The organism is Streptomyces sp. R818 (assembly GCF_056172735.1).
The window spans coordinates 68,223-94,156 of the sequence record NZ_JAOCNE010000002.1 but is presented as its reverse complement, the minus strand read 5'-3'; the positions used below and the strand labels follow the sequence as shown (position 1 = coordinate 94,156).

Here is a 25,934-nt window from a genome sequence, read left to right as displayed (position 1 = left end):
GACGGTGAGGACGCGGGTCTCCTCGTCGCGGCCGGTCAGCAGCGGCCAGAGGTAGTCCTTCCAGGCCCATACGGTGGTGGTGAGCCCGATGGTGATGAGCGGGCCGCGGCTCATGGGGAGCGCGACCTTCCAGAAGACGCCCCAGGCGCCGACGCCGTCGAGCACGGCCGCCTCCTCCACCTCGCGCGGGATCGAGAGGAAGAACTGGCGGAGGAAGAACACGGCGAACGGCGTCATGAGCACGCTGGGCGCGACCATCCCGGCGAACGTGTTCAGCCAGTCCAGGTTCTTCACGAGGACGAAGTTGGGCAGCACGGTGAAGATCGGCGGCACCATGAGCGCGGCGATCAGCACCCCGAAGACCAGGTCCCGGCCGGGGAAGCGGAGGCGGGCGAAGGCGTAGCCCGCCATGGCGCAGAACAAGGTCTGGAGCACGGCGATCAGGCCGCTGTAGACCACGGAGTTGAGCAGATAGCGCAGGAAGTCCACCTGTGCGCCCGAGCCGCCGGCGGCCCGCGCCTCCTCGGCGCTGGTGAGCCCGAGGACCCGGAGGAAGTTGATCATGGTCGGGTGCTGCGGGACAAGACCCGTGCCGTCGGTGTAGATGTCGGCCGCCGGGGTCAGCGCGGTGCGGATCATCCAGTAGAAGGGGAAGACGGTCACGAGCAGGGCGACGGCGAGCGCGGCCCATGCGGCGATGCGGCCGGGCGATACCTTCCGGCGCGCACTCCTGGCCCGTACGGGGCTCCCCGGGCTCTTGATACGTGTGCGGTTCACGGTCCGTCCGTCTCCTCAGGCCAGGTCCGAGCGGGACGCGCGCAGCAGACGCATCTGCACGGCGGTCAGCACGCCGAGGACGACCGCGAGGACGACGGCGACCGCGGAGGCGTACCCCATGTGGAAATTGGTGAAGGCCTGTTCGTAGATGTAGAAGTAGATGACCCGGGTGGCGCTGACGGGGCCGCCCTTGGTGGTCACCGCGATCGTGTCGAAGATCTGGAACGAGCCGATCAGTGACACGACGAGGACCAGGGCGAGCACCGGACGCAGCAGCGGCAGCGTGATCCGCGTGAACATGCGCCACTCCCCCGCCCCGTCCAGCGAGGCGCTCTCGTACAGGTGGTGCGGTACCTGGAGCATTCCGGCGTACAGGAGCAGGGCCGTGTAGCCCGTGTACGCCCAGGTGTTGACGGCGGCGACGGTCGGCATCGCGAGGCCGGGTGAGGTGAAGAAGCCGGTGGTGCCGAAGCCGAGGGCGTCGAGGAGGTGGTTGACGAAGCCGAGGTTGGCGTCCAGGAGCCACATCCACAGCAGGCCGACGGTGACGTTGGGCACGAGCCACGGCACGAGCAGCATCGCCCGCAGCGCGACCGACTTGGTCAGGCGGTGCATGAGTGTGGCGAGGAGCAGGCCGAGGACGGTCTGGGAGCCGATGTTGAGAACGACGTAGTAGCCGGTGACCTTGAGCGCGTTCCAGAACTGGTCGTCGCCGATGAGCTGGGAGTAGTTGTCCGCGCCGGTGAAGTGCGGCGGGGACAGCAGGTTGTAGTCGGTGAGCGAGTAGTAGACGCCGCGGACGGTCGGATACGCGTAGAAGAGCGCGAAGCCGATGAGCGCGGGCGCGAGGAACAGCCAGGCCGCCTTGCGGTCGTCGCGGGCCTTGCGCGGTCTTCCTGAGCGGGCGGTCCGGCCCGGGGCGGGTCCCGCGATCTCAGGTGGTGGCGCAAGTGCCGTGTCCGCGCCCATGGTTCGCCTCCGAGCGGATCTTCGCCGCACCTCTTGTCAGTGGGGCTCCGTGGACACATATTGATGAGCAGCAGCGAAACTTTGTCAATGCTGGCGCATAAGAATCGATGAGCGCCTCCCCGGCTCACAGGTTCGTCGCCGCCCCACACAGGACTCCCACTCACCTATTCCGTACGGAGGTTGATCCGTGCACACCTTCGCTCGACGACGTGGCAGAAGACTGCTCGCCGCGCTCGGTTCCGCGGCCACCGCGCTCGCCCTGGCCGCACTGCCGCTCACGGCACAGGCCGCCCCGGCCGCCGACCCGGCCGTGACCCCGACGGCGAACGCGGCTCAGGGCGCCCCCACCCGGCCGGCTCCGGGCCCGGCCCCCGACCCCTCGCTCCCTGCCCACGCGCTCACCCGCGCCGACGCGCCCGTCGACAACCCGCTCAAGGGCTTCGCCCGCTTCTACCAGCCGGGCAGCGACCAGAACACGGGCTATCCGCACGCGCTGACCTGGAGCTACTTCGGTCTGTCCGAGGTCATGAAGGACGCCTCGGACTGCGGTCACTACGACTGGTCGGTGCTCGACAAGGCGCTGGACGAGACCGCCTCGTACGGCAACCAGGCCGCCATCCGCTTGTACATCGAGTATCCGGGCGGCAGCGGCGGCCACCCGGCCAACGCGATCCCGCCGTGCTTCGCCGGGCACGTCGCCACCCGCACGAACAGCTACTGGAACACCACGAGCCCCGACTACGACAGCCCGTACCTGCTCGACGCGCTCAAGAAGTTCATCGCCGCCTACGGCGCGCGCTACGACGGCGACGCACGGATCGGCTTCCTCCACATGGGTCTTGTGGGGCTCTGGGGCGAGTGGCACACCTGGCCCTACGACACCGACACCTCCGGCGACACGTATCCGAACTACATGCCCACCGACGCACACGGCGCCGAGATCATCCGGGCGTACGACGACGCCTTCACCCGGACGAAGGTCGAGGTGCGCTACCCGGAGTCGGCCGGGGGCGCCGCCGACGGCCTGCCGAGGGTCGGCTACCACGACGACTCGTTCTGCTTCCGCGAGGGCAGCCCGCTCGCGGGGGTGACCCTGCCGCGGTCGATGGGCGGAGCCTCCTACTCGCAGCTGCAGAAAGCCCTCGAACACGGGGTGGAGAACCGCTGGACCACCGCCTCCATGGGGGGTGAGGTGCGCCCCGAGATCCAGTCCACCGCCTTCGCGAACTGGCCCGGCGGTGCGGGCGCGGTGGACGACATGAAGGCCTGCGTGGAACTGGAGCACACCACCTGGAAGATCAACGAGGGCAGTGCGAACTACTCGCCCACCGACGCCAAGGTGGGAGCGGCGGTCCGGCTGATGGGCTACGACCTCAACGTCGACCACGCCTATTTCCACGACTCCGCGCAGGGCAGCACGAAGGTCGGGGTGCGCATCAACAACAGCGGCGTCGCGCCGTTCTACTACCCCTGGACCGTCAGCCTCGGCCTGAAGAACTCCGCCGGGGACATCGTGAAGACCTGGGCCACACCCTGGGACCTGCGCAAGGTGATGCCCGGCAAGATACGTGCCTTCCCCGACTGGGGCGTCGGCGCCGACCCGGCCTACCTCGACTACGGATACGCCCAGTACTTCGACACCACGGTCGACCTGTCCGGGGTCGCCGCCGGTGACTATCAGCTCGTCATGAAGGCCAAGAACCCGCTGGAGGACGTGAGCGCCGCCGCCAAGAAGCTGCGCTTCGCCAACGCCGGGCAGCACGCGGACGGCTGGCTCGACCTCGGCGCCATGGCCGTCGGCGCGGGCTCCGGCACCTCCGCGTCGTACGAGGCCGAGGCCGCGGGCAACACGCTCACCGGCACCGCCGTCGTCGCCGACTGCGCGGGCTGCTCCGGCGGCCACAAGGTCGGCTATGTCGGCAACGGCGCCACACTCACCTTCCGCGGGATCGACGGCGGCAGCGGCGGCACCCGCACGGTGACCCTGCACTACGCGACGGCGGAGCCCCGCTCCGCGACCGTACGGGCCAACAGCGGCACCACCCGCACACTCGCCTTCGCGCCCACCGCCGACTGGACGACGACCGGCACCACGACCGTGTCGGCCGACCTGAACGCGGGTACCGGCAACACACTCACCCTCGCCAACCCCTCGGGGTGGGCGCCCGACATCGACCGGATCGCCGTGAGGTGAGGGTGGTGCGGCGGGTCCGCTGGCGCGGCGGACCCCCGCACCACAGGGTGGAGACAGCAGCGAACCGAACGAGGAGAAGGGCGTGGACGCGGTGGCCGACGAAGCGATGCGTTGCCTGGTGACAGGAGCGAGCGGCTACATCGGCGGCCGGCTCGTACCGGAGCTGCTCGACGCGGGCCACAAGGTGCGCTGCCTGGCCCGCACCCCCGCCAAACTCCGCGACCACCCCTGGGCCGAGGACACGGAGATCGTGCGCGGCGACGTCATGGACGCCGCGTCCGTCCGCGAGGCGCTGACCGGCGTCGACGTCGCCTACTACCTGGTGCACGCCCTGGGTACGGGCGACGACTTCGAGCGGACCGACCGCGAGGCCGCGCGGATCTTCGCGGAACAGGCCCGCGAGGCCGGGGTGCGCCGCATCGTCTACCTCGGCGGGCTCACCCCGGCGGGCGTCCCCGAGCACGAACTCTCCCCGCACCTGCGCTCCCCGCGCCGAGGTCGGGCACATCCTGCTCGACTCCGGGGTGCCGACGACCGTGCTCAGGGCCGCCGTGATCATCGGCTCGGGCTCGGCCTCGTTCGAGATGCTGCGCTACCTGACTGAACGGCTGCCCGTGATGGTGACGCCGAGCTGGGTGCGCACCCGGATCCAGCCGATCGCCGTGCGCGATGTGCTCCGTACGCTCGTCGGCAGCGCCACGATGCCGCCCGACGTCAACCGTGCCTTCGACATCGGCGGCCCCGACGTGCTCACCTACCGCGCCATGATGGTCCGCTACGCGGCCGAGGCGCGGCTGCCCAAGCGGCTCCTGCTCCCCGTGCCGATGCTCTCCCCCGGCCTGTCCAGCCACTGGGTCGGCCTGGTGACGCCCGTCCCCGCGTCCATCGCCCGGCCGCTGTGCGAGTCGCTGCGCCACGAGGTGATCTGCGACGAGCACGACATCGCGCAGTACGTGCCGGACCCGCCGAACGGGCTCATCGGCTTCGACGAGGCCGTGACGCTGGCCCTGCGCCGCGTCCAGCAGGCGGCCGTCTCCACCCGCTGGTCCTCGGCCTCCTACCCCGGCGCGCCCAGCGACCCGCTGCCCACCGACCCCGACTGGGCGGGCGGCTCCCTCTACACGGACGAGCGGGAGCGCGTGGTGAACGCGGACGCGCGGCGGCTCTGGGACGTCGTCGAGGGCATCGGCGGCGAGCACGGCTGGTACTCCCTGCCCGTCGCCTGGGCCGTGCGCGGCTGGCTCGACCGGGCGATGGGCGGCGTCGGCCTGCGGCGCGGGCGGCGCGACGCGTCCCGGCTCCGCGTCGGCGACTCCCTGGACTTCTGGCGCGTCGAGGAGATCGACCCCGGACGGCTGCTGCGGCTGCGCGCCGAGATGCGGCTGCCGGGGCTCGCCTGGCTGGAGCTGACCGTGGAGCCCCTCGGCGACGGCCGCTCCCGCTACCGCCAGCGCGCCCTGTTCCACCCGCACGGCCTGGCGGGGCAGGCGTACTGGTGGAGCGTCGCCCCCTTCCACGCCGTGGTCTTCGGCGGGATGGCCCGCAACATCGCGCGCGCCGCCGAGCGCGGTCCCGGCCGCTCCTGACCCCTCGGCCCGCGCTCGGGGAAAGTCGCACCCATCCGCCCGCGCCCCGGCTCCGTATTACCACCGCACCCGTGATCGCACGGGCGGCGCACACAGAGCTCGGAGGTCCGCGAACGTGAAGGAAGCCGTCCACATCGGGCCGCCGCCAGGGGCGGGGCCCAGCCTTGAGGAGCTCATGGCCGATGTGGCGAAGGGAGACAAGGACGCCTTCTCCGCGGTGTACGACGCCGTGGCCGGCTCGGTCCTGGGCGTCGTGCGCGGCGTCCTGCGCGACCGCGCCCAGTCGGAGGAGGTCGCCCAGGAGGTTCTCGTGGAGGTGTGGGGCAACGCGGCCCGCTACCGCACCGACCGCGGCACCGCCATCAACTGGGTGCTCACCCTCGCCCACCGCCGCGCCATCGACCGGGTCCGCTCGGTGGAGGCCGCCGCCGCCCGCGACCACAAGGCGGCGCTGCTCGACCGCACCCCCGAGTTCGACGAGGTGACCGAGGCGGTCGAGACCCGCCTGGAGGCGGAGCAGCTGCGGCGCTGTCTGCGGACGCTGACGGAACTCCAGCGGCAGTCCGTATCGTTGGCGTACTACCGCGGCCTCACCTACAGCCAGGTGGCGGAACTCCTCGCCGTGCCGCTCGGCACGGTCAAGACACGACTGCGCGACGGGCTGATCCGGCTGCGCGACTGCCTGGGGGTGAGTGCGTGAACACCGCCGATCTGCACACGCTGACCGGGGCGTACGCGCTGCACGCGCTCGACCCGGAGGAGCAGGCCGCGTTCGAGCGGCACCTCGACGCGTGCCCGGCCTGCGCCCAGGAGGTGCGGGAGCTGTCGGCGACGGCGGCCCGGCTCGGGAGCGCCATCACGCTCGTACCGCCCGACGGGTTCAAGGAGTCGGTCCTGCGGCGGATCGACGGCGTGCGCCAGGAACCGCCGCGCACGGCCGCTCCCGCCGCCGTCGGGTCCGTACGGCGCGGCCGGCGCCTCTCGCGGTGGGCGCTGGCCGCCTGTCTCGCGGCGGTCGCCGCGCTCGGCGGGACCACGGTGTGGCAGCACCAGGAGGCCGAGGACGCCCGGCAGGAGGCGCGCGAGGCGCGGCAGGCCACGGACCAGGTGGCCGACGTCCTCGCGGCGCCCGACGCCAGGACCCGCACGGCGCGCCTCGCGGGCGGCGCGAGCGGCACCGTCGTCGTCTCGGAGGAGCGCGACAAGGCCGTGTTCGTGGCGGCGTCCATGGAGCGGCCGCCGGGCGGCAAGGTGTACCAGCTGTGGTTCGACGACGGCGGCACGATGCGCTCGGCCGGGCTCATGGACCCCGGGCGCAGCGCGCAGAGCGTCCTGATGGCGGGCCCGGTCGGCAAGGCGACCGGCATGGGCATCACGGTGGAACCGGCGGGCGGGTCGGAGCACCCGACGTCGGCGCCGGTGGCGCTGATGCCGTTGCCTGCGTGACCCGCTCGGCCGCGAGAACCAATCCGAGCGGGCAGCGGGGACGGATTCCGGAACATGAACGACACGGACGACACCACACCATCACCGCTCTCCCGCCTCCCCCGTGTGTCCCTGGGCGCGCTGAGCGGTCTGCTCGCCGGATACGCGGCGATCGCCGTCGCCGAACTGGTCGCCGCCGCCGTGCGGCCGGAGGCGGGGCCGGTCGTCGCGGTCGGCGGCGCCGCGATCGACCGGACGCCGCCGGCGGTCAAGGACTGGACGATCCGCCGGTTCGGCACGGACGACAAGCTCGTCCTGCAACTCGGGATCCTCGCCGTGCTGACCCTCCTGGCCCTCGCCCTCGGCATCCTCGCGACCCGGTGGCGGAGGGCGGGCGCGGCCGGGGTCCTGGGCTTCGGTGTCGTCGGGGCGCTGGCGGCGGTTTCCCGGCCCGACTCGACGAGCCTCACGGACGCGCTGCCGTCCGTCGTCGGGGCGGTCGCGGGCGCCGCGCTCCTGTACTGGCTGGCCGGACGCCTCGAAGCGACACACGAGGCGGCCGGTGGGCCCGACGAGCCGGGCTGGGACCGGCGCGGCTTCCTCATCGCCGCCACCGCCGCGGCCGTCGCCTCGACCGGCGCGGGCGCCGCGGGCCGGGCCCTCGGCGGATCGCGCGGCAGGTCCGCCGTCGCCTCCCGCAACCGTGTCGTCCTGCCCGCCCCGGTTTCGAAGGCCGCGCCCGTGCCCCGCGGCGCCGCGCTGCGGATCGGCGGCGTCAGCCCGTTCATGACCCCGAACGACGACTTCTACCGCGTCGACACCGCGCTCACCGTGCCGAAGGTCGACGCCGGTGACTGGCGCCTGCGCATCCACGGCAAGGGTGTCACCCGGGAACGCACGCTGTCCTTCGCCGAGTTGCTGAGGATGCCGCTCGTCGAGCGCGACATCACCCTGACCTGCGTCTCCAACGAGGTCGGCGGCCCGTACGTGGGCAACGCCCGCTGGATCGGGGTCCGCCTGGCCGACGTGCTCAGGCAGTGCGGGGTGCGACCGCCGTCCGACGGCGGCCCCGCCGATCAGCTCGTGGCCCGCTCGGTCGACGGCATGACCATCGGCAGCCCCGTCGACGACGTGATGGACGGGCGTGACGCCCTGCTGGCCGTCGGCATGAACGGACAGCCCCTGCCGTTCGCGCACGGCTTCCCCGTCCGGATGGTCGTCCCCGGCCTGTACGGCTATGTGTCCGCCTGCAAGTGGATCGAGGACATCGAGCTGACCACCTTCGACGCCTACGACCCCTACTGGGTCAAGCGGGAGTGGGCGCAGCGGGCGCCCGTCAAGACCGAGTCGCGCATCGACACGCCCAAGCCTTTCGCCCGGCCGGAATCCGGCACCGTCATGGTGGCGGGAGTGGCGTGGGCCCAGCACCGCGGCATCGACAAGGTCGAGGTGCGCGTCGACGACGGGCCCTGGGAAGAGGCACGCCTGGCCGCCGAGGACACCCGCGACACCTGGCGCCAGTGGTCGTACGCCTGGCAGGCCACCAAGGGCGGCCACACCTTGACGGTCCGGGCCACCGACCGCACCGGCGAGACGCAGACGGAGAAGCGCGCCCCGACGATCCCCGACGGCGCCTCCGGGTGGCACTCCGTCGTCGTCACCGTCGACTGATTCCGGCGCCCCCGCACGCCCGTCGTCACTCGTTCGGGGAATCCGCGGAGAACCACCAATCCGTTGAGCGATCAGTTCCGGAATACCCACGACGAAGGCAGATCGCCTTTGCGAACCAGCTAGTTGCACCGACTCGTCGAGGAGTTGCCATGCGTACCGGAATCCGTCGTATCGCCGTAGCCGTCACCGTCAGCGCCGTCCTGCCCCTGGCCCTGACCGCCTGCTCGGACAGCGACTCCAAGGACAAGGCGTCCGACAGCGCCTCCGCGGGCGCCTCCAAGGGGTCGGACACCGGCTCGGACATGGCGAGCCCCTCCGACTCCATGGGGTCGATGTCCGAGCCGTTCGGGCCGGGCTGTTCGTCCGTGCCGAAGGACGGCGCGGGCTCCTTCGACGGCATGGCCAAGGACCCTGTCGCCACCGCCGCCTCGAACAACCCCGCGCTGTCCACGCTCGTCTCCGCCGTGAAGAAGGCGGGCCTCGTCGACACCCTCAACAACGCGGAGAACATCACCGTCTTCGCGCCCACCAACGACGCCTTCGCCAAGATCCCCAAGGCCGATCTGGACAAGGTCCTGAACGACAAGGCCATGCTCACCAAGGTGCTCACCTACCACGTGGTGGGCCAGAAGCTGACGCCGAAGGACCTGGAGAAGGGCTCGTTCGAGACGCTGGAGAAGTCGAAGCTGACCACGTCGGGCTCCGGCGAGTCCTACAAGGTGAACGACTCGGCGAACGTGGTCTGCGGCAACGTGAAGACCGCCAACGCCAACGTCTACATCATCGACTCCGTGCTCATGCCGAAGAGCTGAGGCGGGCACGGTGACTCAGTCGCCGTCCCTGCCGAGCACGCGGTGGACGGCCTGGCGCGCCTCGTAGAAGTCGCTGTCCGAGACGTCCGGGTCGTCCTCCACCTCGCTCAGCCAGTCCTCCATGTCCTCGGGCCGCCACAGGTCGAGGCCCTGGGGGACGTCGAGCGTCGTCGTGCTCGCGCGCAGCTGCTCCACCGCGACGGCCTCCTGGACACTGCGCGTGCTCACCTCGGTCACCGCGCCACTCCTTCCGGTCTGCAAAGGGCAACGGACGGGCGACCTTGCCAGACACACCCCGGGTGTGTCCAAAACCGCAGCCCGGGCTACGACGTGAGAACGCTCACCCGCCCCCTCAGCTCGGCCGAGAACACGTCGGCGGCCTGCTCCAGGGCCGCGGCGGACGCCGGTGCGATGACCGTGCGCCCGTCCTCCACGGTGATGTCCTTGTCCAGGGTGAACCAGCCGGGCACGATGTGCGCCGCCCCCATGGACGTCAGGACGGGGCGCAGCGCGTAGTCGATGGCCAGGACGTGCGCGACGCTGCCGCCGGTGGCGAGCGGAAGGACGGTCTTCCCGGCGAGGGCGTACTGCGGGAGCAGGTCGAGCAGCGCCTTGAGCAGCCCGCTGTACGCCGCCTTGTAGACGGGCGTGCCGATGACGACGCCGTCCGCGCGGGCGAACCGCTCGGCGGCGTCGACGATCGCCGGATGCCCGAAGTCGGCCCGGAGCAGCGCGTCGGCGGGCAGGTCACGGACGTCGAGCGCGCTCACGTCGTGGCCGCTCCCGACGAGCCGGGCGTCGACGTGGCGCAGGAGGCGGCCGGTGCGTGAGGTGGCTGACGGACTTCCGGAGACGGTGAGGACTGCGGCCATGGGGGAACCTTTCGGGTTCGGTGCGGCGTGCGGTGGACCGGAGAGGCGCGGAGCGGGACCTACCAGGAGCTGTTCCGGACGGAGAGCAGCGGCGCCGGAGCGCCGTCACCCGCCGCCCGCAGCGCCTCCAGGAACGTGACGATCTCGGCGGCCACCGAGCGGTGCTGCTGGTCGTTGAGGACGTCGTGCCGTGCGCCGTGCACGACGGCGAGGCGGGCGCTCGGCAGCGTCTTGGCGAGCCCGGTGAGGGCGTCGTGGTCGGCGAGCGGGTCGCCGTCGCCGACGAGCAGCAGGTGCGGCAGTTCGGAGCCGGTGGCGTGGGCCGCGTCGACGAGGGCGCCCGGTACGGGGGCGTCGAGGGCGCCGCGCCGCACCTGGGTGTCGTCGGTGAGGACGCCGCGGTGCGTGGGGCACGTCGTCCGTACGTCGAGCTCCTCGTCCCAGGTGGTGCCGGTGGCGGCGGCGCCGGTGCCGGGGAGCCCGGCGAGCACGAGGGCGTCGGGGCGCAGGCCCGGGACACCGTCCGCGCGGCCGGACAGTGCGGCGAGCGCGGCGGCGCCCGTGTCGGAGCCGAGGAGGACGAGGGGCCGTGCGGTGTCCTCGGCGGGGACCGCGGCGGCTATGCGTGCGCCGAACGTGTCCAGCGCCGCGGGCAGGCCGTCGGCGTCGGTGGCGTCGAACTCCGCCGCGTCGACGACCCGGACCCGGTAGGCGTCGGCGGCGAGGCGCTTGCCGAGCCGGTCGTAGGCGGCCCGGGTCTCGCCCCGGCCCGGCACCACGACGACGGTGCCCCGGGTGAGCAGCCCCTCGGGCGCGAAGTGGTCGGTGTACTCGCTCATGCGGTCTCTCCTGCGGTGACGGTGTGGCGGTTGGCGGGGATCGGCAGGCCGAGGTTGCCGCGCAGGGTGTCGGCCTCGTACGCGGTGCGGAACAGGTCGCGCTTCTGGAGGATCGGCACGACGCCGTCGACGAAGAGCTCCAGTTCCTCCTCGGTGCGGAAGGCGAGGTTGATGCCGTCGAAGGTGCCGGCGTCGAACCACTCCTCGATGCGGTCGGCGACGGTCTCCGGCGCCCCCACGAACGGCGAGCGACGGGACTCGGCCAGTGACTGCGCCACTTGACGCAGCGTCAGCTTCTCCGCCTTCGCCCGCTCGATGAGTTTCGCGGCTCCGGTGCGTCCGCCCTTCTCGGCGAGGTGCGCGACGTCCGGGAACGGCGCGTCCAGGTCGTGCACGCTGAAGTCGTAGGCGCCGAAGGAGCGGCCGAGCAGCGCGAGGTGGCGGTCGAAGTCGTTGTCCTCCTCGAAGATCTCCCGCTCGCGGCGGCGTGCGGCCTCGTCGGTCGACGCCACGACCGGGCCGCCGTGGATGAAGATCTTGATGTGCTCGGGGTCGCGGCCGTACGCGGCGGTGCGGCGCTTGATGTCGGCGTAGTACTCCTGCGCCTGCTGGAGCGGCCCGCCCGGCGCGTAGATGCCCTCGGCGACGCGCGCGGCGAGGTCACGGCCCTCCTCGGAGACCCCGGCCTGGAAGATCACCGGCCTGCCCTGCGGCGAGCGCGAGATGTTGAGCGGCCCGGCGACCTTGAAGTGCTCGCCCTCGTGGTCGAGCGCGTGCAGCTTGGCCGGGTCCAGGAAGACGTTGCGCTCGACGTCGGCGGGGAACGCGTCGTCCTCGTACGAGTCCCACAGCCCCTGCGCGACCTGCACGAACTCCAGGGCGCGCCCGTAGCGCGTCGCGTAGTCGAGGTGTTCGTCGAGGCCGTAGTTCTTCGAGGTCCCGGTGTCGAAGCTGGTGACGACGTTCCAGCCGGCGCGGCCCCCGCTGATGTGGTCGAGGGAGGCGAAGCGGCGGGCGAGGTTGAACGGCGAGTTGTACGTGGAGCTGGCCGTGCCGACGAGGCCGATGTGCCGGGTGTGCGTGGCGACGGCCGACAGGAGAGTGAGGGGTTCGAGCCGGTTGAGGTAGTGCGAGGGGTAGGTCGCGTTGATGAACTGGCTGTCGACGATGAACAGGGCGTCGAACAGGGCCTGTTCGGCCGCCTGAGCCAGCCGTATGTAGTAGTTGATGTCGATGCTGGCGTTCTTCGCGACGCGCGGGTCCTTCCACAGGCCGTGCTGGCCGGGGCCGCCGACGCCGTACGGATGCAGCGCGAGGTGGATCTTCTTGCGGGGCATGTGTGTGTTCCTGTCTGTGTGAAGGATCAGGTGTGCAGCAGGGCGCGCAGCGCGTCCCGTTCCGCGCGGTCGGCCGGGGCGCCGTGCAGAGTGGGGGCCGAGCCGAGCAGGAGGCGGGTGTACGGGTGCCGGGGCTCGTTGACGAGGGTGCGGGCGGCGGCGGTCTCGACGAGCTCGCCCCGGTACAGGACGGCGATGCGGTCGGCGACCCCGGCCACGGAGCCGAGGTCGTGCGAGATGAGGACGAGCGCCGTGCCCTCGGCGCGCAGTTCTTTGAGGATCTCCAGGATTGCGACGCGGTTGGCGGAGTCGAGGGCGCTGACGGGTTCGTCGAGGATGACGAGGCGGGGCCCGGTGACCAACGCCCGTGCGACGGCGACGCGTTGGCGCTGGCCGCCGGAGAGCTCGCCGGGCAGCCGCCCGAGCAGGTCCTCGGTGAGGCGGACCCGGCCGAGGAAGCTCCGGACGCGGGCGGCGGTGTCGGCGCAGGTCACGCCCTGGACGAGGAGGGGTTCGCTCAGCGAGTCCTCGACGGTGAGGTCCGGGTCGAGGCTGCGCAGCGGGTCCTGGAACACGTACTGCACGACGCCGCTCCTGCGCAGCTCGCGCCACTGCCGACGGCTGTAGGAGGTGACGTCCGCTCCCCCGACCGTGATCGATCCGCTCGTCGCCGGGACCAGGCCGAGGACGGTGCGGGCGAGGGTGGACTTGCCGGAACCGGTCTCGCCGATGAGGCCGACGGTCTCACCCGGCGCGACGCTCAGCGAGACGCCGTGCAGCGCCTGGCGGCGGCGTCTCCGGGACCCGTAGTGCACATCGAGGTCGGTGATCTCCAGGACCGGGGCCGGGCCCACCTCTCCGCCGCTCACACGTCCTCCTTCGTACGGAACGTGTCGAGGCCGTAGCTCTCGTGCTCGTCGATCAGCAGCCGGGTGTACGCGTGGCGGGGCTCGTGCAGGACCGTGCGGGTCGGCCCGTGCTCGACGACCTCGCCCTGGCGCATGACGAGCACCTCGTCGCAGAGCTGGGCGACGACGGCGAGGTCGTGGGAGACGACGACGAGCGCGAGCCCGCTTGCTTCGCGCAGGTCGGCGAGGAGGTCGAGGATCTCCGCCTGCACGGTGACGTCGAGCGCGGTCGTGGCCTCGTCGGCGATGAGGACGCGCGGCTGGGCGGCGATGGCGGCGGCGATGAGGACGCGTTGCAGCATCCCGCCGGAGAGCTCGTACGGGTACTGGCCCCGGACCAGTTCGGGGTCGCGCAGGTGGACCGCGCGCAGCAGCTCGACGGCGCGCTCGCGGGCCTCGCGGCGCCCAAGACCCAGCTTCACCCGCAGGACCTCGGCGAGCTGGGCGCCGACGCGGATCGAGGGGTTGAGGTAGGAGGCGGGGTCCTGGAAGACCGCGCTGATGGTGGATCCGCGCAGTTCGGTCCACTGGGACTGCGTCAGGGTGGTGATGTCGGTGCCGGCGATCTCGACCGAGCCGCCGGTGATGTCGAAGTGCGGGGGCAGGATGCCGAGGGCGGCGCGGCAGGTGAGGGTCTTGCCGCTGCCGGACTCGCCGACGATGCCGACGGTCTTTCCCGGGGTCAGCTCGAAGCTCACGCCGCGCACGATCTCGCGGTCATGGGCGAGGTCGCTGATGCGCAGGTCGCGTACGGCGAGCACGGGGGGCGTCGGTGTGAAGGCCGGTGGTGAGGTCGCGGCGAACGGCTCCGCGAGGGTCTTCTGGCTCATCGGGCACCTCCTGCGGTGACGGGTTCGGCGGAGTCGGTGCGGTGGGCGCGGGCCTTGCGGCGGTTGACGAGGGCGCGGCCCGCCTCGCCGGAGACGTCCCGTATGGCGTCGGCGAGCAGGTTGGCGGCCCAGACCGTCACCATGATCAGCAGGGCGGGGGCGACCGGCGCCCACGGCTGGTGGCTGAGGTAGGCGAGGTCGGAGGCGAGCAGTCCGCCCCAGGTCGGGGCGGGTGGCTGAACGCCGATGCCGAGGAAGGTGAGCGAGGAGACGATGACGAAGCCGACGCCGATGGTCTGCGCGAGGGCGACCGCGAGCGGCGGCAGCACCTTCGCCCACACGTGCCGTCGGACGATCCAGCCGAGCGAGGCGCCCGAGACGAGCGCCGCCTCGACGTACGGGGAACGGGCGACGGTGAGGGTCGCGGCGCGGGCCACCCGGTAGAACAGCGGCGAGACGAGCACGCCGGTGACGAGCATGGCCTGCGTGATGCCGTTGCCGAGCAGGGCGATCACCGCGACGGCGAACAGCAGGAACGGCAGGGCGACGAGGGTGTCGGTCAGGCGCAGGGTGACCCACTCGAAGGCACGCCCCAGGTAGACCGACAGGATGCCGGGAATCGCGCCCACGACCAGCGCGGTGACGGCGACTTCCAGGGAGCCGAGGACGCTGACGCGGGAGCCGTCGAGGAGGCGGCTGAAGGTGTCGCGGCCGAGGTAGTCGGTGCCGAGCCAGTGCGCCGACGAGGCGTCCGCCAGGGTGTGGGTGCTGGCGGCGAGCGGGTCCTGCGGGGCGAGCAGCGGGCCGAGGACCGCGAGCAGGGCGACGGCGGTGAGGACGGTGACGGCGATCCGTCCGGAGGTCAGGCTGAGGACGCGGCGCACCACGGTTCACACTCCCCTCTGCGAGGCCGGTGTCACGCGGGCCAGGACGAGGTTGACGATCAGGTTGAAGGTGACGACCAGGACGATCGACACGACGAGGACGCCTTGCACGGCGGGTACGTCTCCGGACTGGGCGGCGTCGTTGGCGAACCGCCCGAACCCCTGGAGGCCGAAGATCCACTCGGTGACGACGGAGGCGCCGACCAGGGCGGGGAACTTCAGGCCGAGCGTGGCGAGGGTCGGGCCGAGGCCGTTGCGCAGGACGTGGCCGAAGAAGATCCGGCGCGGGCCGAGGCCCCGGACGACGGCTCCGGTCACGTAGTTCTCGCTGTACGCGGCGATGAGGCTGGTGCGCAACTGCCGGGCCACGTCCGCGACGACGTCGAAGCTCAGGGCGAGCGCGGGCAGGGTGATGTGGGCGAGCCACGGTCCGACGCCCTGCGCGGCGGGCACGTACCCGGCGGACGGGAACAGGCCGAGTCCGACGGCGAACACGGCGACCAGGACGATGCCGACGACGAACGCGGGCATGACCGAGATGACGGTGACGAAGCCGGTGACGGCCCGGTCGATCCAGGTGGTGCGGCGCAGCGCGGCGAGCGTGCCGAGGGCGAAGCCGGCCACGACGCCGATGAGGAGCGCGAACGTCGCGACCGACAGGCTGACGCCGAGTCCGGCACCGATGAGGGTGGAGATGTCGGCGCCGTTGGTCCAGCTGGTGCCGAGGTCGCCGTGGAGGATGCCGTGGAACCAGTCCCCGTACTGGACGAGGAAGGGCCGGTCGAGGCCCCACTCCGCCTCGACGCGGGCGACGGCCTCCGGGGTCGCCTCCTCGCCCAGCTGGATGCGCGCCGGGCTGAGCCCGCTGAGCGAGCGCAGCGCGAACGTCACGAAGGTGGCGACCAGGAAGACGGGGACGAAGAGGGCGACCGAGCGTCCGAGAGCGACACCGACGCGGCCCAGGGTGTGGCGGGTGCGGGCGGGTTCGGCCGTCACTTGGCGCCGCCGATGGTGACGCCGGTCCAGTCGATGTGGGCCGGGTTGGCGGGCAGCTTCGAGATCGACTTGCTCTTGGCGATGAGGTTGGGCTGGGAGTACGTGAAGACGAGGGCCTTGCTCTCCAGTCCCGCCCGCGTCGCCGCCTGCAGGGTCTTGGCGTAGTCGGCGGCGTCGAGCGGGGTCTTGCGCACCTTCGCGATGGCGGCCTCGAAGCCGTCGGGCTCGTAGGGCGAGGAGAGGTTCAGCGGGCCGTTCGGGCCGAAGTGCGCGGTGAGGGTCTGCGCGGCGGAGTCGCGGCCGGTCGTCGAGTAGAGGGAGAAGGTGAGGTCCTTGGCGAAGAACGGGGTCGCCCAGTTCTTGTCGATCTTGATGTCGACGGTGATGCCGACCTTGGCGAGCTGCGACTGGACGATCTCGGCCTGCGGGTCCTCGGCGGGGATGACGAGCTTCAGCTTGAGGTCGCCCGGCTTGTACCCCGCCTCGGCGAGCAGCTTCTTCGCCTTCGCCACGTCGTGCGGGTAGGCGTTCTCGGACTGCGGGTCGTAGGCGACGTAGCCCTTGGGGAACGGCTGGTCGGTGGTCTCGCCGTAGCCGAAGGTGAGCTTGTCGACGAACTCCTGGCGGTCGACCGCGTAGCGGACGGCGTCGACGACCTTGTCGTTGTCGAACGGCTTCCTGTTGATGTTCAGGCTGATGTTGGAGGCGTTGAAGCCGGGCTGTACGAAGACGTCGAGGCCGGCTTTCTTCGCGGCGCTCGCCTGGCTCGGCTCGATGTCGGCGAAGTTGTAGACGCCGGTCTGGAGGCCGGAGATGACGGTGGCGGCGTCGGGCGCCGAGGTCAGTTCGACGGTGTCGATGTGGATGTTGTCGGCGTCCCAGTACTCCGGGTTCTTCTTCAGGACCGCCTTGGTGCCGGGGACGATCTGGGTGACGGTGAACGGGCCCGCGCCGACCGGGTTCTGGTCGAGCTTCGCCGGGGACCTCGCCGCCTTGGGGCTGGCGATCTGCAGGACGCGCTGCCCGAACAACTGCGGTATCTGGTAGTCGACTTGATTGAGCCGGACCACCGCGTCGAGCCCTTTCGCCTCCACCGACTCGATCGAGGTCAGGTCACCGAAGAGGGCGGAGTTCTTCTGCTTCTTGGCCCGCTCGACGGCGGCCTTCACCGCGGCGCCGTCCACCGGTTCGCCGTCGCTGAACTTCAGTCCGGAGCGCAGATGGAAGGTGATTTGGTCGCCCTTTGCGTTGTACTCCCAGCTCTCGGCGAGGTCGGGCACCGCGTCGCCCTTCTCGTCGGTGCGCGTCAACGAGGCGTACACGAGAGCGAGTTCGCGGAACTGGGCGCCGCTGCCGCCGACGACCGGGTCCCAGTGGGTCGGGAAGTAGGAGGACGTCCACTTCAGGGCGGAGCCCCCGCCGGCCCCCGCGGCGTCGCCGCCGCAGGCGCCGAGAGCCGGTACGAGGAGGGCGGCCAGGCCGGTCACGAGACCTGCGGTACGGAGCCGGGCGGCGGGGCGGGCGGGGCGGCGGGGCGTGCGGCGTCCGGACATGGTTCTCTTTCGTCGAGGGCCCACGAAGGCGCGGGCGAGCGGCGGCACCCCGGGGACCGGCACGGACGCGGGTCGTCGCGCACGGGCATGTGGGCACGACGGAGCGGGGCGCGGGCGTCAGCGGGTCACGGGGTGGACCGGAAGAACGGGGCGTCACTCCTGCGGAATGCGAAGTGCGAAGTGCGGAGTGAAGAAGCGGCCGCGCGAGGGGAGTTCGCGCTCGGCCGGTGCATCGCGCGGGCAGCGCGGAGACGGTGGACTCGGTCGGTTCAGCGACAGAGGGCGCTACAGGTGCGCCGCAGATCCACGTAGCGGCACACCACACCGGGGTGCGTCGTAAGCATGTGCCACATCCTGGGGCCGGTCATCGGCCCGTGTCAATGGACACCAAAAGGTGTCTCATTCGGCGGACGGACTTCCTTCGCTGGTCACGGGCGCGTCCAGCGGTTGGGCGCGGTGCCCGCTGTCCGGCAGGGACCACAGCGGGCCGCCCGCCGTGTCGTACCGCAGCGCCCCGGGCGGCGGCCACGGACCGGTCGTCAGCGCCTCGGCCTCGGGCCCGGTGAGGCTCGTGTAGTGGCGCAGCGCCTCGGCCGCGGGCAGCCGTGGCGCGGTCTCCGGCAGCAGGCCGGGGCACAGCTCCCCGACCGCCGCCGCGTACGCCTCGTAGGGGCGCCAGCCGGGTACGAGGCGATGGCCGACCGGCGTACGGAAGAGCAACGTCGGCATGGCGTAACGGAGTTGGCCGTCCTGGGTCTCCTTGGCCGCGCCCGGGTGCGGCGAACCGGCGTCGGCCCGCAGCGCTTCGGGGACCGGTCTGCGCGTCTCGGCGCAGTCGGCGCGCACGCGCTCGCGCACGGCGTCGGACGCGGCGTCGGCCCGCAGCCGGTCCGCGTCCAGTCCCGGCACCCCCTCCACGGCGGACATGGCGCTGTCGAGGGAGACGGGAGGGTGCCCGTGCAGGAACATGACCTCACGCAGGCGCCGCAGCACCCGGTCGGCGACGTGCTCGCCCTGCTCCTCGGCCGCCTTGGCCACGAAGGACGCGTCCCAGGAGCTTGCCGGGACGCTGGACATCAGGGCCGGGCGCGGCGCCTTCGTGTGGGCGCTGATCCGCTCGATGTAGCCGTTGTACCAGCGGACCTCCGCCACCGGATCGGGCGGCTGGTCATCGTCGTCGTCGAAGAGGATGCCGTAGACGCGGCGCCAGCGGGCCCGCCCGTCGAGCGCCGCCCGCAACCGGCGGAACGCGGGCTCCGAGCCCCACGCCCACGGGCAGAACGGGTCGGTGTACTCGACGACTTCGAGCTCCGCCGGGTCGGCCGAGGTCACGCGGCGCTCCTGTCCGGCTCCGTCTCGCGCGCCCCGGCCGGCAGCAGCGAGGCCAGGGTGACCCCGGCCAGGACCGCCGACGCGTCGGCCTCGATGCGGCGGTACACGTCGGGCAGGCCGGCAGCGGCGCCCGGGTAGTCCAGGCCGTCGAGCGGCGCGCCGCGCAGGGTGAGCAGGTCGCCGTCGACGGCGCGCGCGACATCGAGGAGGGTGATCTCCCCGGCGCGGCGGCCCAGCCAGTAGCCGCCCTCGCAGCCGCGCTGGCTGCGCACCAGACCGGCCTTGCGCAACTCGCCGACGACGGACTTCAGGAAACGGAACGGGACCCCTTGCGAGGAGGCGATGGCCTCACAAGTCAGCGGGTGTTCGGGAGCGCGGGCGAGCTCCAGGAGCGCCCGCGTGGCGTAGTCCGCCTTCGCGGAGATATGCATGCGCCCCATCATGCCCGAACCATCGGCCACGACAAGGCGCCCCGCCCTCCCCCACCGCTTTGTTGCGGGAACATTGCCGCAGGTGAGAGCCAATGGACACCTCTTGACATCCTTTTCGCGGGCGCTCTAGCGTCCCGGCCATGAGCGATCCGCTGACCACCCCCGGCGAAGGTTTCCACCCCCACCTCCACGACGCCCCGGACGTCTCGGCGGCCCCGCTGCGGAGCCGTCTGCACCACATCCGCGCCGACGCCCTGGACGGCGACACGGCGCAGACGGGCGGTATGCGCAGGTTCGCCGCCGTCAGCGGGCGGGCCGTCGGTTCGGAGAAGCTGTGGATGGGCCAGACACACGTCGCCCCGTCGACCTCCTCCTCCGACCACCACCACGGCGAGTCCGAGACCGCCATCTACGTGGTCAGCGGGCACCCCGAGTTCGTGTTCCTGGAGGACACCGGCGACGGGGAGAAGGAGATCCGCCTCCGCACCTCGCCGGGCGACTACATCTTCGTACCGCCGTACGTGCCGCACCGCGAGGAGAACCCGGACCCGGCCGACGAGGCCGTCGTCGTCATCGCGCGCAGCACACAGGAGGCGATCGTCGTGAACCTGCCGAAGCTGCACGCGCTGCCGGTTCAGGACGCCTGAGGCGCGGCCGACAAGGACCCGGATCTTCACCCCTTCGGCCCCGCGGCACCGCCCCCGGCAGGCGCCCCTGCCCCGTCCGGCCGACGCTCTCCTTACGACACGAGTGAAATCGACGTAGGTGAGGGTGGTGGCGATGGCGATGCGCACACGGGCGTTGGTGTCGGAGTTCCTCGGGACTCTGCTTCTGGTCTTCTTCGCCGTGGGCTGCGCGGTCCTGGGGGTCGAGTTCATCGGCACCCTCGGCATCGCGCTCGCCTTCGGCTTCGTGCTGCTCGCCCTCGCCTACGCGCTCGGGCCGATCTCCGGCTGCCACGTCAACCCGGCGGTGACGCTCGGCATGCTGTGCGCCCGCCGCATCGACGTGGCCACCGCCATCGGCTACTGGATCGCGCAGTTCGTCGGCGGTATCGCCGGGGCGGCGCTGCTCTTCCTGCTCGCCAAGCAGGTGCCAGGATTCCAGGCCGACGGCGCCTTCGGCAGCAACGGCTACGGGGACCGGTCCGCGGTGCACATCAACACCGGCGGCGCGTTCCTCGCCGAGGTCGTCCTGACCTTCCTCCTCGTCTTCGTGGTGCTCGGGGTGACGCACCGGGTCGCGGTCGTCGGCTTCGACGGCCTGCCGATCGGTATCGCCCTCGCCGTCATCCACCTCATCGGCATCCCGCTGACGGGCACGTCGGTGAACCCGGCGCGCAGCCTCGGCCCGGCCCTGTTCGCCGGTGGTTCCGCGCTGTCGCAGCTGTGGCTGTTCATCGTCGCGCCGCTGGTCGGCGGTCTGCTCGCGGCCCTCGTCCACCACGTGACGCACCCGGCGGGCGAGGACCGCTTGATCGCCGACGAGGTGGCGGCGGCCTGAGGGCCCGTCACCCGATCAGACCGGCGACCATCCCCGCGAACTCGTCGGGGGTGGCGAGGCGGACACCGAGGGACTCGGCCTTGGCGCGCTTGGAGCCGGCGCCCTCACCCGCGACGACGAGGCTGGTGTTCTTCGAGACGCTCCCCGAGGACTTGCCGCCGGCCCGCTCGATCAGCTCGTTCATCTGATTGCGGGAGAGCTCCGCGAGGGGGCCGGTCATCGCGCCGGTGACGACGACCTTCATCCCGGCGAGCGGGCCCGCGTCGGCCTCGGACTCCGCCTCCCCGGGCGGCGGGGGCGGGGTGGCGCCCGGCTCGGTCATCGAGAGCCCGGCGGCCGCGAGCCGGTCGATCTGCCCGCTCAGCTCGGCCAGCTCCGCGACGATGACCGGGGCCTTCTCCGCGCCGATCCCCTCGACCCGCTGCATCGCCTCCGCGTCGGCGGCTCTGATGAGGTCCATCGTGGCGAAGTACCGGGCGATGCGGCGGGACATGGAGCGCCCCGTGCCGCGGATGCCGAGCGCGCAGAGCACCCGGGAGAGCGGCTGCCGCTTCGCGGCCTCCAGGGCGGCCATCAGGTTGTCGGTGCTGGTCTCCCCCATCCGCTCCAGGCCGAGCAGCTGCTCCCGCGTCAGGCGGTCGAACAGGTCGGGCAGGCTCTCCACGAGCCCCGCCTCGACCAGTTGCACCACCCTGGTGTGGCCGAGGCCCTCGATGTCGAGCTGGTCGCGCCCGGCCGCGTAGCTGACGGAGGCGACGAGGTAGCAGTTGCGGCCGCGCTCGCACCGCCAGCGCTGCTCGCTGGTGTCGATGCCGGAGCCGCACTGCGGGCACTCGGCGGGGAAGGCGATCTCCTGCTCCTCGCCGGTGCGCAGATGCGCGACGGGGGCCTCGATGCGAGGGATGATGTCGCCCGCCTTGTAGACCATGACGTGATCGCCCAGGCGCAGGTCGCGGCGGGTGATGTCGGCCGGGTTGTGCAGGGTGGCGTAGGTGACGGTGGAGCCGTCGATCTCCACGGGTTCGAGCACCGCGCGCGGGGCGATGATGCCGGTGCGCCCCACGTTCCACTCCACGCCGACCAGCTTGGTGATCTTCTCGACGGCCGGGAGCTTGAAGGCGACGGCCCAGCGCGGCGCCCGCGAGCCGCTGCCCGCCGCCCGCTGGTCGGCGGCGAGGTCGGCCTTGACGACGATCCCGTCGATGCCGAAGGGCAGCTCGGCGCGGAGCGCGGCGATCTCCTTCACCCGCGCGAGGACCTCCTCGACCGTGGGGACGACGACGCCCGCGACGCGCGTACTGGCGGGCGTGTTGATGCCGTACCCGGCCGCGCGGTCCATCAGCGCGCCGTGCGCCGCCTCGGTCAGCTCTGTGGTGAGCGCCTCGCCGGTGCCGGGCAGCGGGAGCAGCCCGTAGCAGAAGAACGTCATCCGCACCGTGTACGCGCGGTCCTTGGCGCGCAGGGTGCCCGCCGCAGCGTTGCGCGGGTTGGCGAACGGCTCGCCGCCGTGTTCGGTGCGCACCTGGTTGGCGTACTCGAACTGGGCGGTCGTCATCAGCACTTCGCCGCGCACCTCGACCGTGACCGGCTCGGGGAGCTCGGCGGGCAACCCCTCGACGGTGCCGATGGCGTGCGAGACGTCCTCGCCCGCGGTGCCGTCGCCCCGGGTGATCAGGCGGGCGAGGCGGCCGTCCTCGTAGCGGGCGGCGATCGCGAGCCCGTCGAGCTTCGGCTGCACGTTCCAGGACGCCACCTCGCGGCCGATGCGCCGCTCCAGGGACGCGGTCCAGGTGGTGAACTCCTCGTCCGAGAACACGTTGTCCAGGCTCAGCATGGGCACCGTGTGCGGCACGTCCCCCTCGACCGCGCCGCCCGCGACCTTCCCCGACGGCGAGTCCGGAAGCACCTGCTCCGGGTGGGCGTCCTCGTACGCGGTGATGGCGCGCACCAGGCGGTCGTACGCGTCGTCGTCGAGGCGCGAGGTGCCGCCCTCGTAGTACGCGGCGGCGGCCGCTGTGGCCTCCTCGACCGCCTGGGCGTAGGCGGCGGCGTCCGAGAGTGCCGGGTGTGCGGGCAGCGCGGAAGGAACGGCAGAAGTCGTCGTCATGCCCTCCATCCTGCCGCCCACCACTGACAATCCCCCTCGGAGGGCGCGACGGGGCCGCCCGCACCGCTCGCCACTGCGCGATTACTGTCCGGAGTTCAGATCGGTTGGTGTGACGGCGATCGAACGGGGGTAGGACGGATCAGGGCGCAATCCCGATCTTGGGAGCGCGGCCTGACCATTCAAGCTCGCCCGAGTTCGGGCGTGAGAAGAAGGACAGCAGTATGGCCAGCGGCACCGTGAAGTGGTTCAACTCCGAAAAGGGCTTCGGCTTCATCGAGCAGAGCGGGGGCGGCCCCGACGTGTTCGCCCACTACAGCAACATCTCCGGCAACGGCTACCGTGAGCTGGTCGAGGGCGAGACGGTCACCTTCGACATCACGCAGGGCCAGAAGGGCCCGCAGGCGGAGAACATCATCCGCGGCTGAGCCACCACGGCGTGACGCGCACAGCGGGGCGGGACGGCTTCGGCCGCCCCGCCCCGCTGTGTCATCCGCCCACACCGGAAGAACTGCTCACACCGGAAGAACCGCTCACACCGCGAGGACGCGGATCGAGGGGTGCTGGGTGGTGTTCAGGTAGAGCTTCTCGCGGGTGTTCTCCTGCTCCAGCTCCAGGACCAGGCGGTAGCGGTACAGGCCGGGCCTGGCGGTGCTCAGGATGGTGCCGGCCCAGTAGTAGTACACCGGGGTGAACTTGTCGCGCATGCGGTCCGGTGCTCCATAGATCTTCAGCTCGGTGAATATCTTGCGCTCGGCCACGTCCTCCTCGTCCCCGGACTCGGTGTCGAGGAAGACGATGCTGTTGATCTTCGGCATGGGCGGCCAGGTGTTGTCGAGCCGCTTCTCCATGTCGATGGGGCGGATGATCCAGTTCAGGACCTGCCCCTGTTTGCAGACCGTCTGCAGATGGTTGGTGCCCTGGCCGTCGCCGCCGATGCTGTTGTCCACCATCCACATCGAGTCATTGAGCGAGCCGGTCGCCGTCGCCCGTTCCATGTCGATGAGGGTGACGATGTTGAGCTGGACCGAGTTCAGCTGGCCCGGGTTCTGCTTCTGTTCCAGACCGCTGGTGCGCGGGGCTGTGCTCGTACTCATCGCTCCTCCTGGGCTAGCCGACGAGGCTCGGGACAGCGGGGTGGTGAGCGCCTCGTCCCGGGAACCGACCTTGAACTTGATCTGGTACGGGACCGCGCCCGTGGTGTTCTTCTTCACCGTCCCGATCCAGTACGCCACGTCGGTGCCGGGGTAGACCCGGCGCTCGGGCTCGATCAGCTCGGGGTCGACGATGATGCCGTCGATGGCCAGGTAGGCCTCGCACTCCAGGGCGAGCACGCCCCACAGGAGCTGGTCGCCGGCGCGGACGCGGGTGCGCAGCTCCTCGGTGCCGAACCCGGTGGAGCCGCCGGCCTTGTTGGTGTCGTAGAAGTACAGGTTGCCGTGGAGGGTGCCGGTGGCGAGGGCGCCCACGGCGTCCACCACCGCGGTGATCGAGATGGGGCGCTTGCCGACGTTGGTCTCCAGCCTCTTCCTGGTGGTCATCTGCCGCTCCTCGGCTAGGCGGTGGTGTCGTGCGGACCGGACCCGTAGGCGGATCCCCGGGTGGACGGCGGGATCGGCAGCAGGCCGAGGCCCGCCCCCGTGAAGCCGTTGACCTTGGGCTGGCTGGTAACCTTGAGCTTGGACTCGCAGGTCATGTTCACCGGCTCCCAGAGCGACTCGCCGCCCCGCACGACCAGCTTGTGGAGCTGGATGCGCATCGTGTACGCGTACGTGCCCGGCCGGGAGGAGTCGACGGTGGCGGACCAGTACCAGCCGTCGGTGACCAGGTCCGGGGAGCCGTACTCGGCCGGGTACATGATCTTCTCGTCGACGGCCTGGCCGTAGATGTCCGTGATCACGGGGCCCGGGTAGCTGTACGCGCCCGCGGTGGCGTCGGTGACGACCTCACCGGTGACGTCGAGGACCTTCTGGCCCGAGAGGCGGCCCTTGGTGCGCCGGGTGGTCCTGACCCGGGTGCCGACGGTCTGGCGGATCTTGCGCAGGTCGGCCGCGGGGTCCGAGCTGAGGGCGCCGGGTTTGGCCGTGAGTTCGTCCAGCTCCTCGAGAGCCCGGGCGTCGCTCTGCCGGGCCCGGTCCGCCTCGTAGCCGCGCGGCACGGTCGGCGGGATCGAACCCAGGCTGTAGGGCAGCCAGTTGAGCACCTGCTCGGTGGCCTGGGAGCCGTCGCGCCAGTAGGCGCCGTGGATGGCGGTGACGAGATCGCCGGTGCCCTGTCCCTCCGAGCCGTGCAGTTTCATGTTGTCGAACAGATAGGTGTTGCCCTGCAGGGTGTTGTTCTCCAGGGCGTTGCCGATGTCCACGAGCACGATGATCGCCAGCTGTTGAGCCATGCTTCACCTCGTCGTTCTGGTTGGTCGCCGGTCGGCCGGGCGCTCTTGAGCCGCTCGCCCCCGCTCACACGCCGATGAGGGCGGGCGAGTCGATGTGCAGCACACTGTGCGCGCCTTCGTACATCTGCAGCTCCAAGCGGTACTTGTGCGGCGTGCCCGGGGCCAGGGTGGGCGGGACCATGCCCGCCCAGTGCGCCAGGTCGAGCGTGTCGCCGTCGCTCTCGGAGACGCGCTCGCCCGGCACCGCCTCGTCGCCGTTCTGTCCGAGGAAGGTGATGCTCTTGATCTCGACCGGCGTCTGCAGGTCGACGGCGGTGACGGTCCACTGCACGACCTGCCCGGGGCGGACGGCGGTGCACAGGTACGGCGTGCCCTGGCCGGTGCTGTCGTGGTCGCTGTTGTCCATCATGCAGAGGTTGCCGTTGAGCAGGGTCCCTCCGGAGAGGGCACCTATGACATCGACCACGGCGATGATGTTGACCTGCGGTTTGTATGCCACTCGTTCCTCCTGCGGGTGTC

General features: G+C 71.5%; 25 protein-coding genes and 1 pseudogene. 9 read left to right on the top strand and 17 right to left on the bottom strand.

Annotation, left to right across the window (positions count from 1 at the left end; genetic code table 11):
* Both N5I75_RS03180 and N5I75_RS03175 read right to left on the bottom strand, forming a co-directional pair.
* Positions 1–777 (bottom strand): carbohydrate ABC transporter permease (locus N5I75_RS03180; RefSeq protein WP_476674032.1); only part of this gene is annotated, 777 nt, incomplete at its 3' end.
* 15 nt (positions 778–792) lie between these two features.
* Positions 793–1,746 (bottom strand): carbohydrate ABC transporter permease, encoded by a 954-nt coding sequence (locus N5I75_RS03175; protein ID WP_476674031.1) that lies wholly within the window; start codon positions 1,744–1,746, stop codon positions 793–795.
* A 187-nt stretch (positions 1,747–1,933) separates the two neighbouring features.
* Between N5I75_RS03175 and N5I75_RS03170 the strand changes: the two genes are divergently transcribed.
* From N5I75_RS03170 to N5I75_RS03145, 6 genes and pseudogenes are all read left to right on the top strand, one after another.
* Positions 1,934–3,940, top strand: coding sequence for a DUF4832 domain-containing protein (locus N5I75_RS03170; RefSeq protein ID WP_476674029.1), 2,007 nt, complete (start codon positions 1,934–1,936; stop codon positions 3,938–3,940).
* A gap of 106 nt (positions 3,941–4,046) precedes the next feature.
* Positions 4,047–5,526: pseudogene (locus tag N5I75_RS03165) on the top strand (SDR family oxidoreductase).
* Positions 5,527–5,641: 115 nt separating this feature from the next.
* Positions 5,642–6,226 (top strand): ECF RNA polymerase sigma factor SigK, encoded by a 585-nt coding sequence (gene sigK / locus N5I75_RS03160; RefSeq protein ID WP_476674027.1) that lies wholly within the window; start codon positions 5,642–5,644, stop codon positions 6,224–6,226.
* A complete protein-coding gene (locus tag N5I75_RS03155; protein WP_476674025.1) occupies positions 6,223–6,972 on the top strand; it encodes an anti-sigma factor in 750 nt (249 codons plus the stop codon). The genes sigK and N5I75_RS03155 overlap by 4 nt, the downstream gene beginning before the upstream one ends.
* 54 nt (positions 6,973–7,026) lie before the next feature.
* The gene (locus N5I75_RS03150) at positions 7,027–8,622 is read left to right on the top strand and encodes a molybdopterin-dependent oxidoreductase (protein WP_476674023.1); all 1,596 of its coding nucleotides are present in this window, start codon (positions 7,027–7,029) and stop codon (positions 8,620–8,622) included.
* 149 nt (positions 8,623–8,771) lie between these two features.
* Positions 8,772–9,434, top strand: a complete 663-nt coding sequence (locus tag N5I75_RS03145; RefSeq protein ID WP_476674021.1) for a fasciclin domain-containing protein — start codon at positions 8,772–8,774, stop codon at positions 9,432–9,434.
* A 15-nt stretch (positions 9,435–9,449) separates the two neighbouring features.
* On the opposite strand, the gene N5I75_RS03140 is transcribed toward N5I75_RS03145, so the two are convergent.
* The 11 genes from N5I75_RS03140 to N5I75_RS03090 form a co-directional block, all read right to left on the bottom strand.
* Positions 9,450–9,671: a hypothetical protein gene (locus N5I75_RS03140; protein ID WP_476674019.1), complete on the bottom strand. Its 222-nt coding sequence runs from the start codon at positions 9,669–9,671 to the stop codon at positions 9,450–9,452.
* A gap of 86 nt (positions 9,672–9,757) precedes the next feature.
* Positions 9,758–10,306, bottom strand: coding sequence for an NADPH-dependent FMN reductase (gene ssuE, locus N5I75_RS03135; protein ID WP_476674017.1), 549 nt, complete (start codon positions 10,304–10,306; stop codon positions 9,758–9,760).
* A gap of 59 nt (positions 10,307–10,365) precedes the next feature.
* Entirely contained in the window at positions 10,366–11,145 is a 780-nt protein-coding gene (locus tag N5I75_RS03130; RefSeq protein WP_476674015.1) for an alpha/beta hydrolase, read from the bottom strand.
* On the bottom strand, positions 11,142–12,482 hold the full coding sequence (locus tag N5I75_RS03125) for an LLM class flavin-dependent oxidoreductase (protein ID WP_476674013.1): 1,341 nt from the start codon (positions 12,480–12,482) through the stop codon (positions 11,142–11,144). The genes N5I75_RS03130 and N5I75_RS03125 overlap by 4 nt, the downstream gene beginning before the upstream one ends.
* A 26-nt stretch (positions 12,483–12,508) precedes the next feature.
* Positions 12,509–13,351, bottom strand: a complete 843-nt coding sequence (locus N5I75_RS03120) for an ABC transporter ATP-binding protein (RefSeq protein ID WP_476674011.1) — start codon at positions 13,349–13,351, stop codon at positions 12,509–12,511.
* Positions 13,348–14,220 (bottom strand): ABC transporter ATP-binding protein, encoded by an 873-nt coding sequence (locus tag N5I75_RS03115; RefSeq protein WP_476674009.1) that lies wholly within the window; start codon positions 14,218–14,220, stop codon positions 13,348–13,350. The genes N5I75_RS03120 and N5I75_RS03115 overlap by 4 nt, the downstream gene beginning before the upstream one ends.
* Positions 14,217–15,107, bottom strand: coding sequence for an ABC transporter permease (locus tag N5I75_RS03110; protein ID WP_476674007.1), 891 nt, complete (start codon positions 15,105–15,107; stop codon positions 14,217–14,219). Before N5I75_RS03110 ends, N5I75_RS03115 begins: the two co-directional genes overlap by 4 nt.
* Before the next feature lie 3 nt (positions 15,108–15,110).
* Positions 15,111–16,100 carry an ABC transporter permease gene (locus N5I75_RS03105; protein WP_476674006.1) on the bottom strand — a complete coding sequence of 330 codons (990 nt, stop codon included), beginning with the start codon at positions 16,098–16,100 and terminating at the stop codon, positions 15,111–15,113.
* The gene (locus N5I75_RS03100; RefSeq protein WP_476674004.1) at positions 16,097–17,653 is read right to left on the bottom strand and encodes an ABC transporter substrate-binding protein; all 1,557 of its coding nucleotides are present in this window, start codon (positions 17,651–17,653) and stop codon (positions 16,097–16,099) included. The genes N5I75_RS03105 and N5I75_RS03100 overlap by 4 nt, the downstream gene beginning before the upstream one ends.
* A gap of 399 nt (positions 17,654–18,052) precedes the next feature.
* The gene (locus N5I75_RS03095) at positions 18,053–18,985 is read right to left on the bottom strand and encodes a DsbA family oxidoreductase (RefSeq protein WP_476674002.1); all 933 of its coding nucleotides are present in this window, start codon (positions 18,983–18,985) and stop codon (positions 18,053–18,055) included.
* Positions 18,982–19,416 (bottom strand): RrF2 family transcriptional regulator, encoded by a 435-nt coding sequence (locus N5I75_RS03090; protein ID WP_476674000.1) that lies wholly within the window; start codon positions 19,414–19,416, stop codon positions 18,982–18,984. The genes N5I75_RS03095 and N5I75_RS03090 overlap by 4 nt, the downstream gene beginning before the upstream one ends.
* 140 nt (positions 19,417–19,556) lie before the next feature.
* Here N5I75_RS03090 and N5I75_RS03085 point away from each other — a divergent pair, with 140 nt between their 5' ends.
* Positions 19,557–20,063, top strand: coding sequence for a cupin domain-containing protein (locus N5I75_RS03085; RefSeq protein ID WP_476673998.1), 507 nt, complete (start codon positions 19,557–19,559; stop codon positions 20,061–20,063).
* Between the two features lie 139 nt (positions 20,064–20,202).
* Entirely contained in the window at positions 20,203–20,919 is a 717-nt protein-coding gene (locus tag N5I75_RS03080; RefSeq protein WP_476674718.1) for an MIP family channel protein, read from the top strand.
* Between the two features lie 7 nt (positions 20,920–20,926).
* Here N5I75_RS03080 and ligA read toward each other — a convergent pair whose 3' ends face one another.
* Positions 20,927–23,026 (bottom strand): NAD-dependent DNA ligase LigA, encoded by a 2,100-nt coding sequence (gene ligA / locus N5I75_RS03075; protein ID WP_476673996.1) that lies wholly within the window; start codon positions 23,024–23,026, stop codon positions 20,927–20,929.
* 221 nt (positions 23,027–23,247) lie between these two features.
* Between ligA and N5I75_RS03070 the strand changes: the two genes are divergently transcribed.
* On the top strand, positions 23,248–23,451 hold the full coding sequence (locus N5I75_RS03070; RefSeq protein ID WP_361061943.1) for a cold-shock protein: 204 nt from the start codon (positions 23,248–23,250) through the stop codon (positions 23,449–23,451).
* Positions 23,452–23,556: 105 nt separating this feature from the next.
* On the opposite strand, the gene N5I75_RS03065 is transcribed toward N5I75_RS03070, so the two are convergent.
* The 3 genes from N5I75_RS03065 to N5I75_RS03055 form a co-directional block, all read right to left on the bottom strand.
* Positions 23,557–24,564: a hypothetical protein gene (locus tag N5I75_RS03065; RefSeq protein ID WP_476673994.1), complete on the bottom strand. Its 1,008-nt coding sequence runs from the start codon at positions 24,562–24,564 to the stop codon at positions 23,557–23,559.
* A gap of 14 nt (positions 24,565–24,578) precedes the next feature.
* Positions 24,579–25,415, bottom strand: a complete 837-nt coding sequence (locus tag N5I75_RS03060) for a hypothetical protein (protein ID WP_476673992.1) — start codon at positions 25,413–25,415, stop codon at positions 24,579–24,581.
* 64 nt (positions 25,416–25,479) lie between these two features.
* Positions 25,480–25,914, bottom strand: coding sequence for a hypothetical protein (locus N5I75_RS03055; protein WP_476673990.1), 435 nt, complete (start codon positions 25,912–25,914; stop codon positions 25,480–25,482).
* Between the last annotated feature and the right edge of the window lie 20 nt (positions 25,915–25,934).

What these genes read in the sequence shown, in the direction of transcription:
- N5I75_RS03060 (WP_476673992.1), bottom strand. Translation starts at nt 25,415, where the DNA reads ATGGCTCAACAGCTGGCGATCATCGTGCTCGTGGACATCGGCAACGCC.
- N5I75_RS03145 (WP_476674021.1), top strand. Translation starts at nt 8,772, where the DNA reads ATGCGTACCGGAATCCGTCGTATCGCCGTAGCCGTCACCGTCAGCGCC.
- N5I75_RS03125 (WP_476674013.1), bottom strand. Translation starts at nt 12,482, where the DNA reads ATGCCCCGCAAGAAGATCCACCTCGCGCTGCATCCGTACGGCGTCGGC.
- N5I75_RS03090 (WP_476674000.1), bottom strand. Translation starts at nt 19,416, where the DNA reads ATGCATATCTCCGCGAAGGCGGACTACGCCACGCGGGCGCTCCTGGAG.
- ligA (WP_476673996.1), bottom strand. Translation starts at nt 23,026, where the DNA reads ATGACGACGACTTCTGCCGTTCCTTCCGCGCTGCCCGCACACCCGGCA.
- N5I75_RS03070 (WP_361061943.1), top strand. Translation starts at nt 23,248, where the DNA reads ATGGCCAGCGGCACCGTGAAGTGGTTCAACTCCGAAAAGGGCTTCGGC.
- N5I75_RS03065 (WP_476673994.1), bottom strand. Translation starts at nt 24,564, where the DNA reads ATGACCACCAGGAAGAGGCTGGAGACCAACGTCGGCAAGCGCCCCATC.
- N5I75_RS03150 (WP_476674023.1), top strand. Translation starts at nt 7,027, where the DNA reads ATGAACGACACGGACGACACCACACCATCACCGCTCTCCCGCCTCCCC.
- N5I75_RS03080 (WP_476674718.1), top strand. Translation starts at nt 20,203, where the DNA reads ATGCGCACACGGGCGTTGGTGTCGGAGTTCCTCGGGACTCTGCTTCTG.
- ssuE (WP_476674017.1), bottom strand. Translation starts at nt 10,306, where the DNA reads ATGGCCGCAGTCCTCACCGTCTCCGGAAGTCCGTCAGCCACCTCACGC.
- N5I75_RS03085 (WP_476673998.1), top strand. Translation starts at nt 19,557, where the DNA reads ATGAGCGATCCGCTGACCACCCCCGGCGAAGGTTTCCACCCCCACCTC.
- N5I75_RS03100 (WP_476674004.1), bottom strand. Translation starts at nt 17,653, where the DNA reads ATGTCCGGACGCCGCACGCCCCGCCGCCCCGCCCGCCCCGCCGCCCGG.
- N5I75_RS03130 (WP_476674015.1), bottom strand. Translation starts at nt 11,145, where the DNA reads ATGAGCGAGTACACCGACCACTTCGCGCCCGAGGGGCTGCTCACCCGG.
- N5I75_RS03115 (WP_476674009.1), bottom strand. Translation starts at nt 14,220, where the DNA reads ATGAGCCAGAAGACCCTCGCGGAGCCGTTCGCCGCGACCTCACCACCG.
- N5I75_RS03175 (WP_476674031.1), bottom strand. Translation starts at nt 1,746, where the DNA reads ATGGGCGCGGACACGGCACTTGCGCCACCACCTGAGATCGCGGGACCC.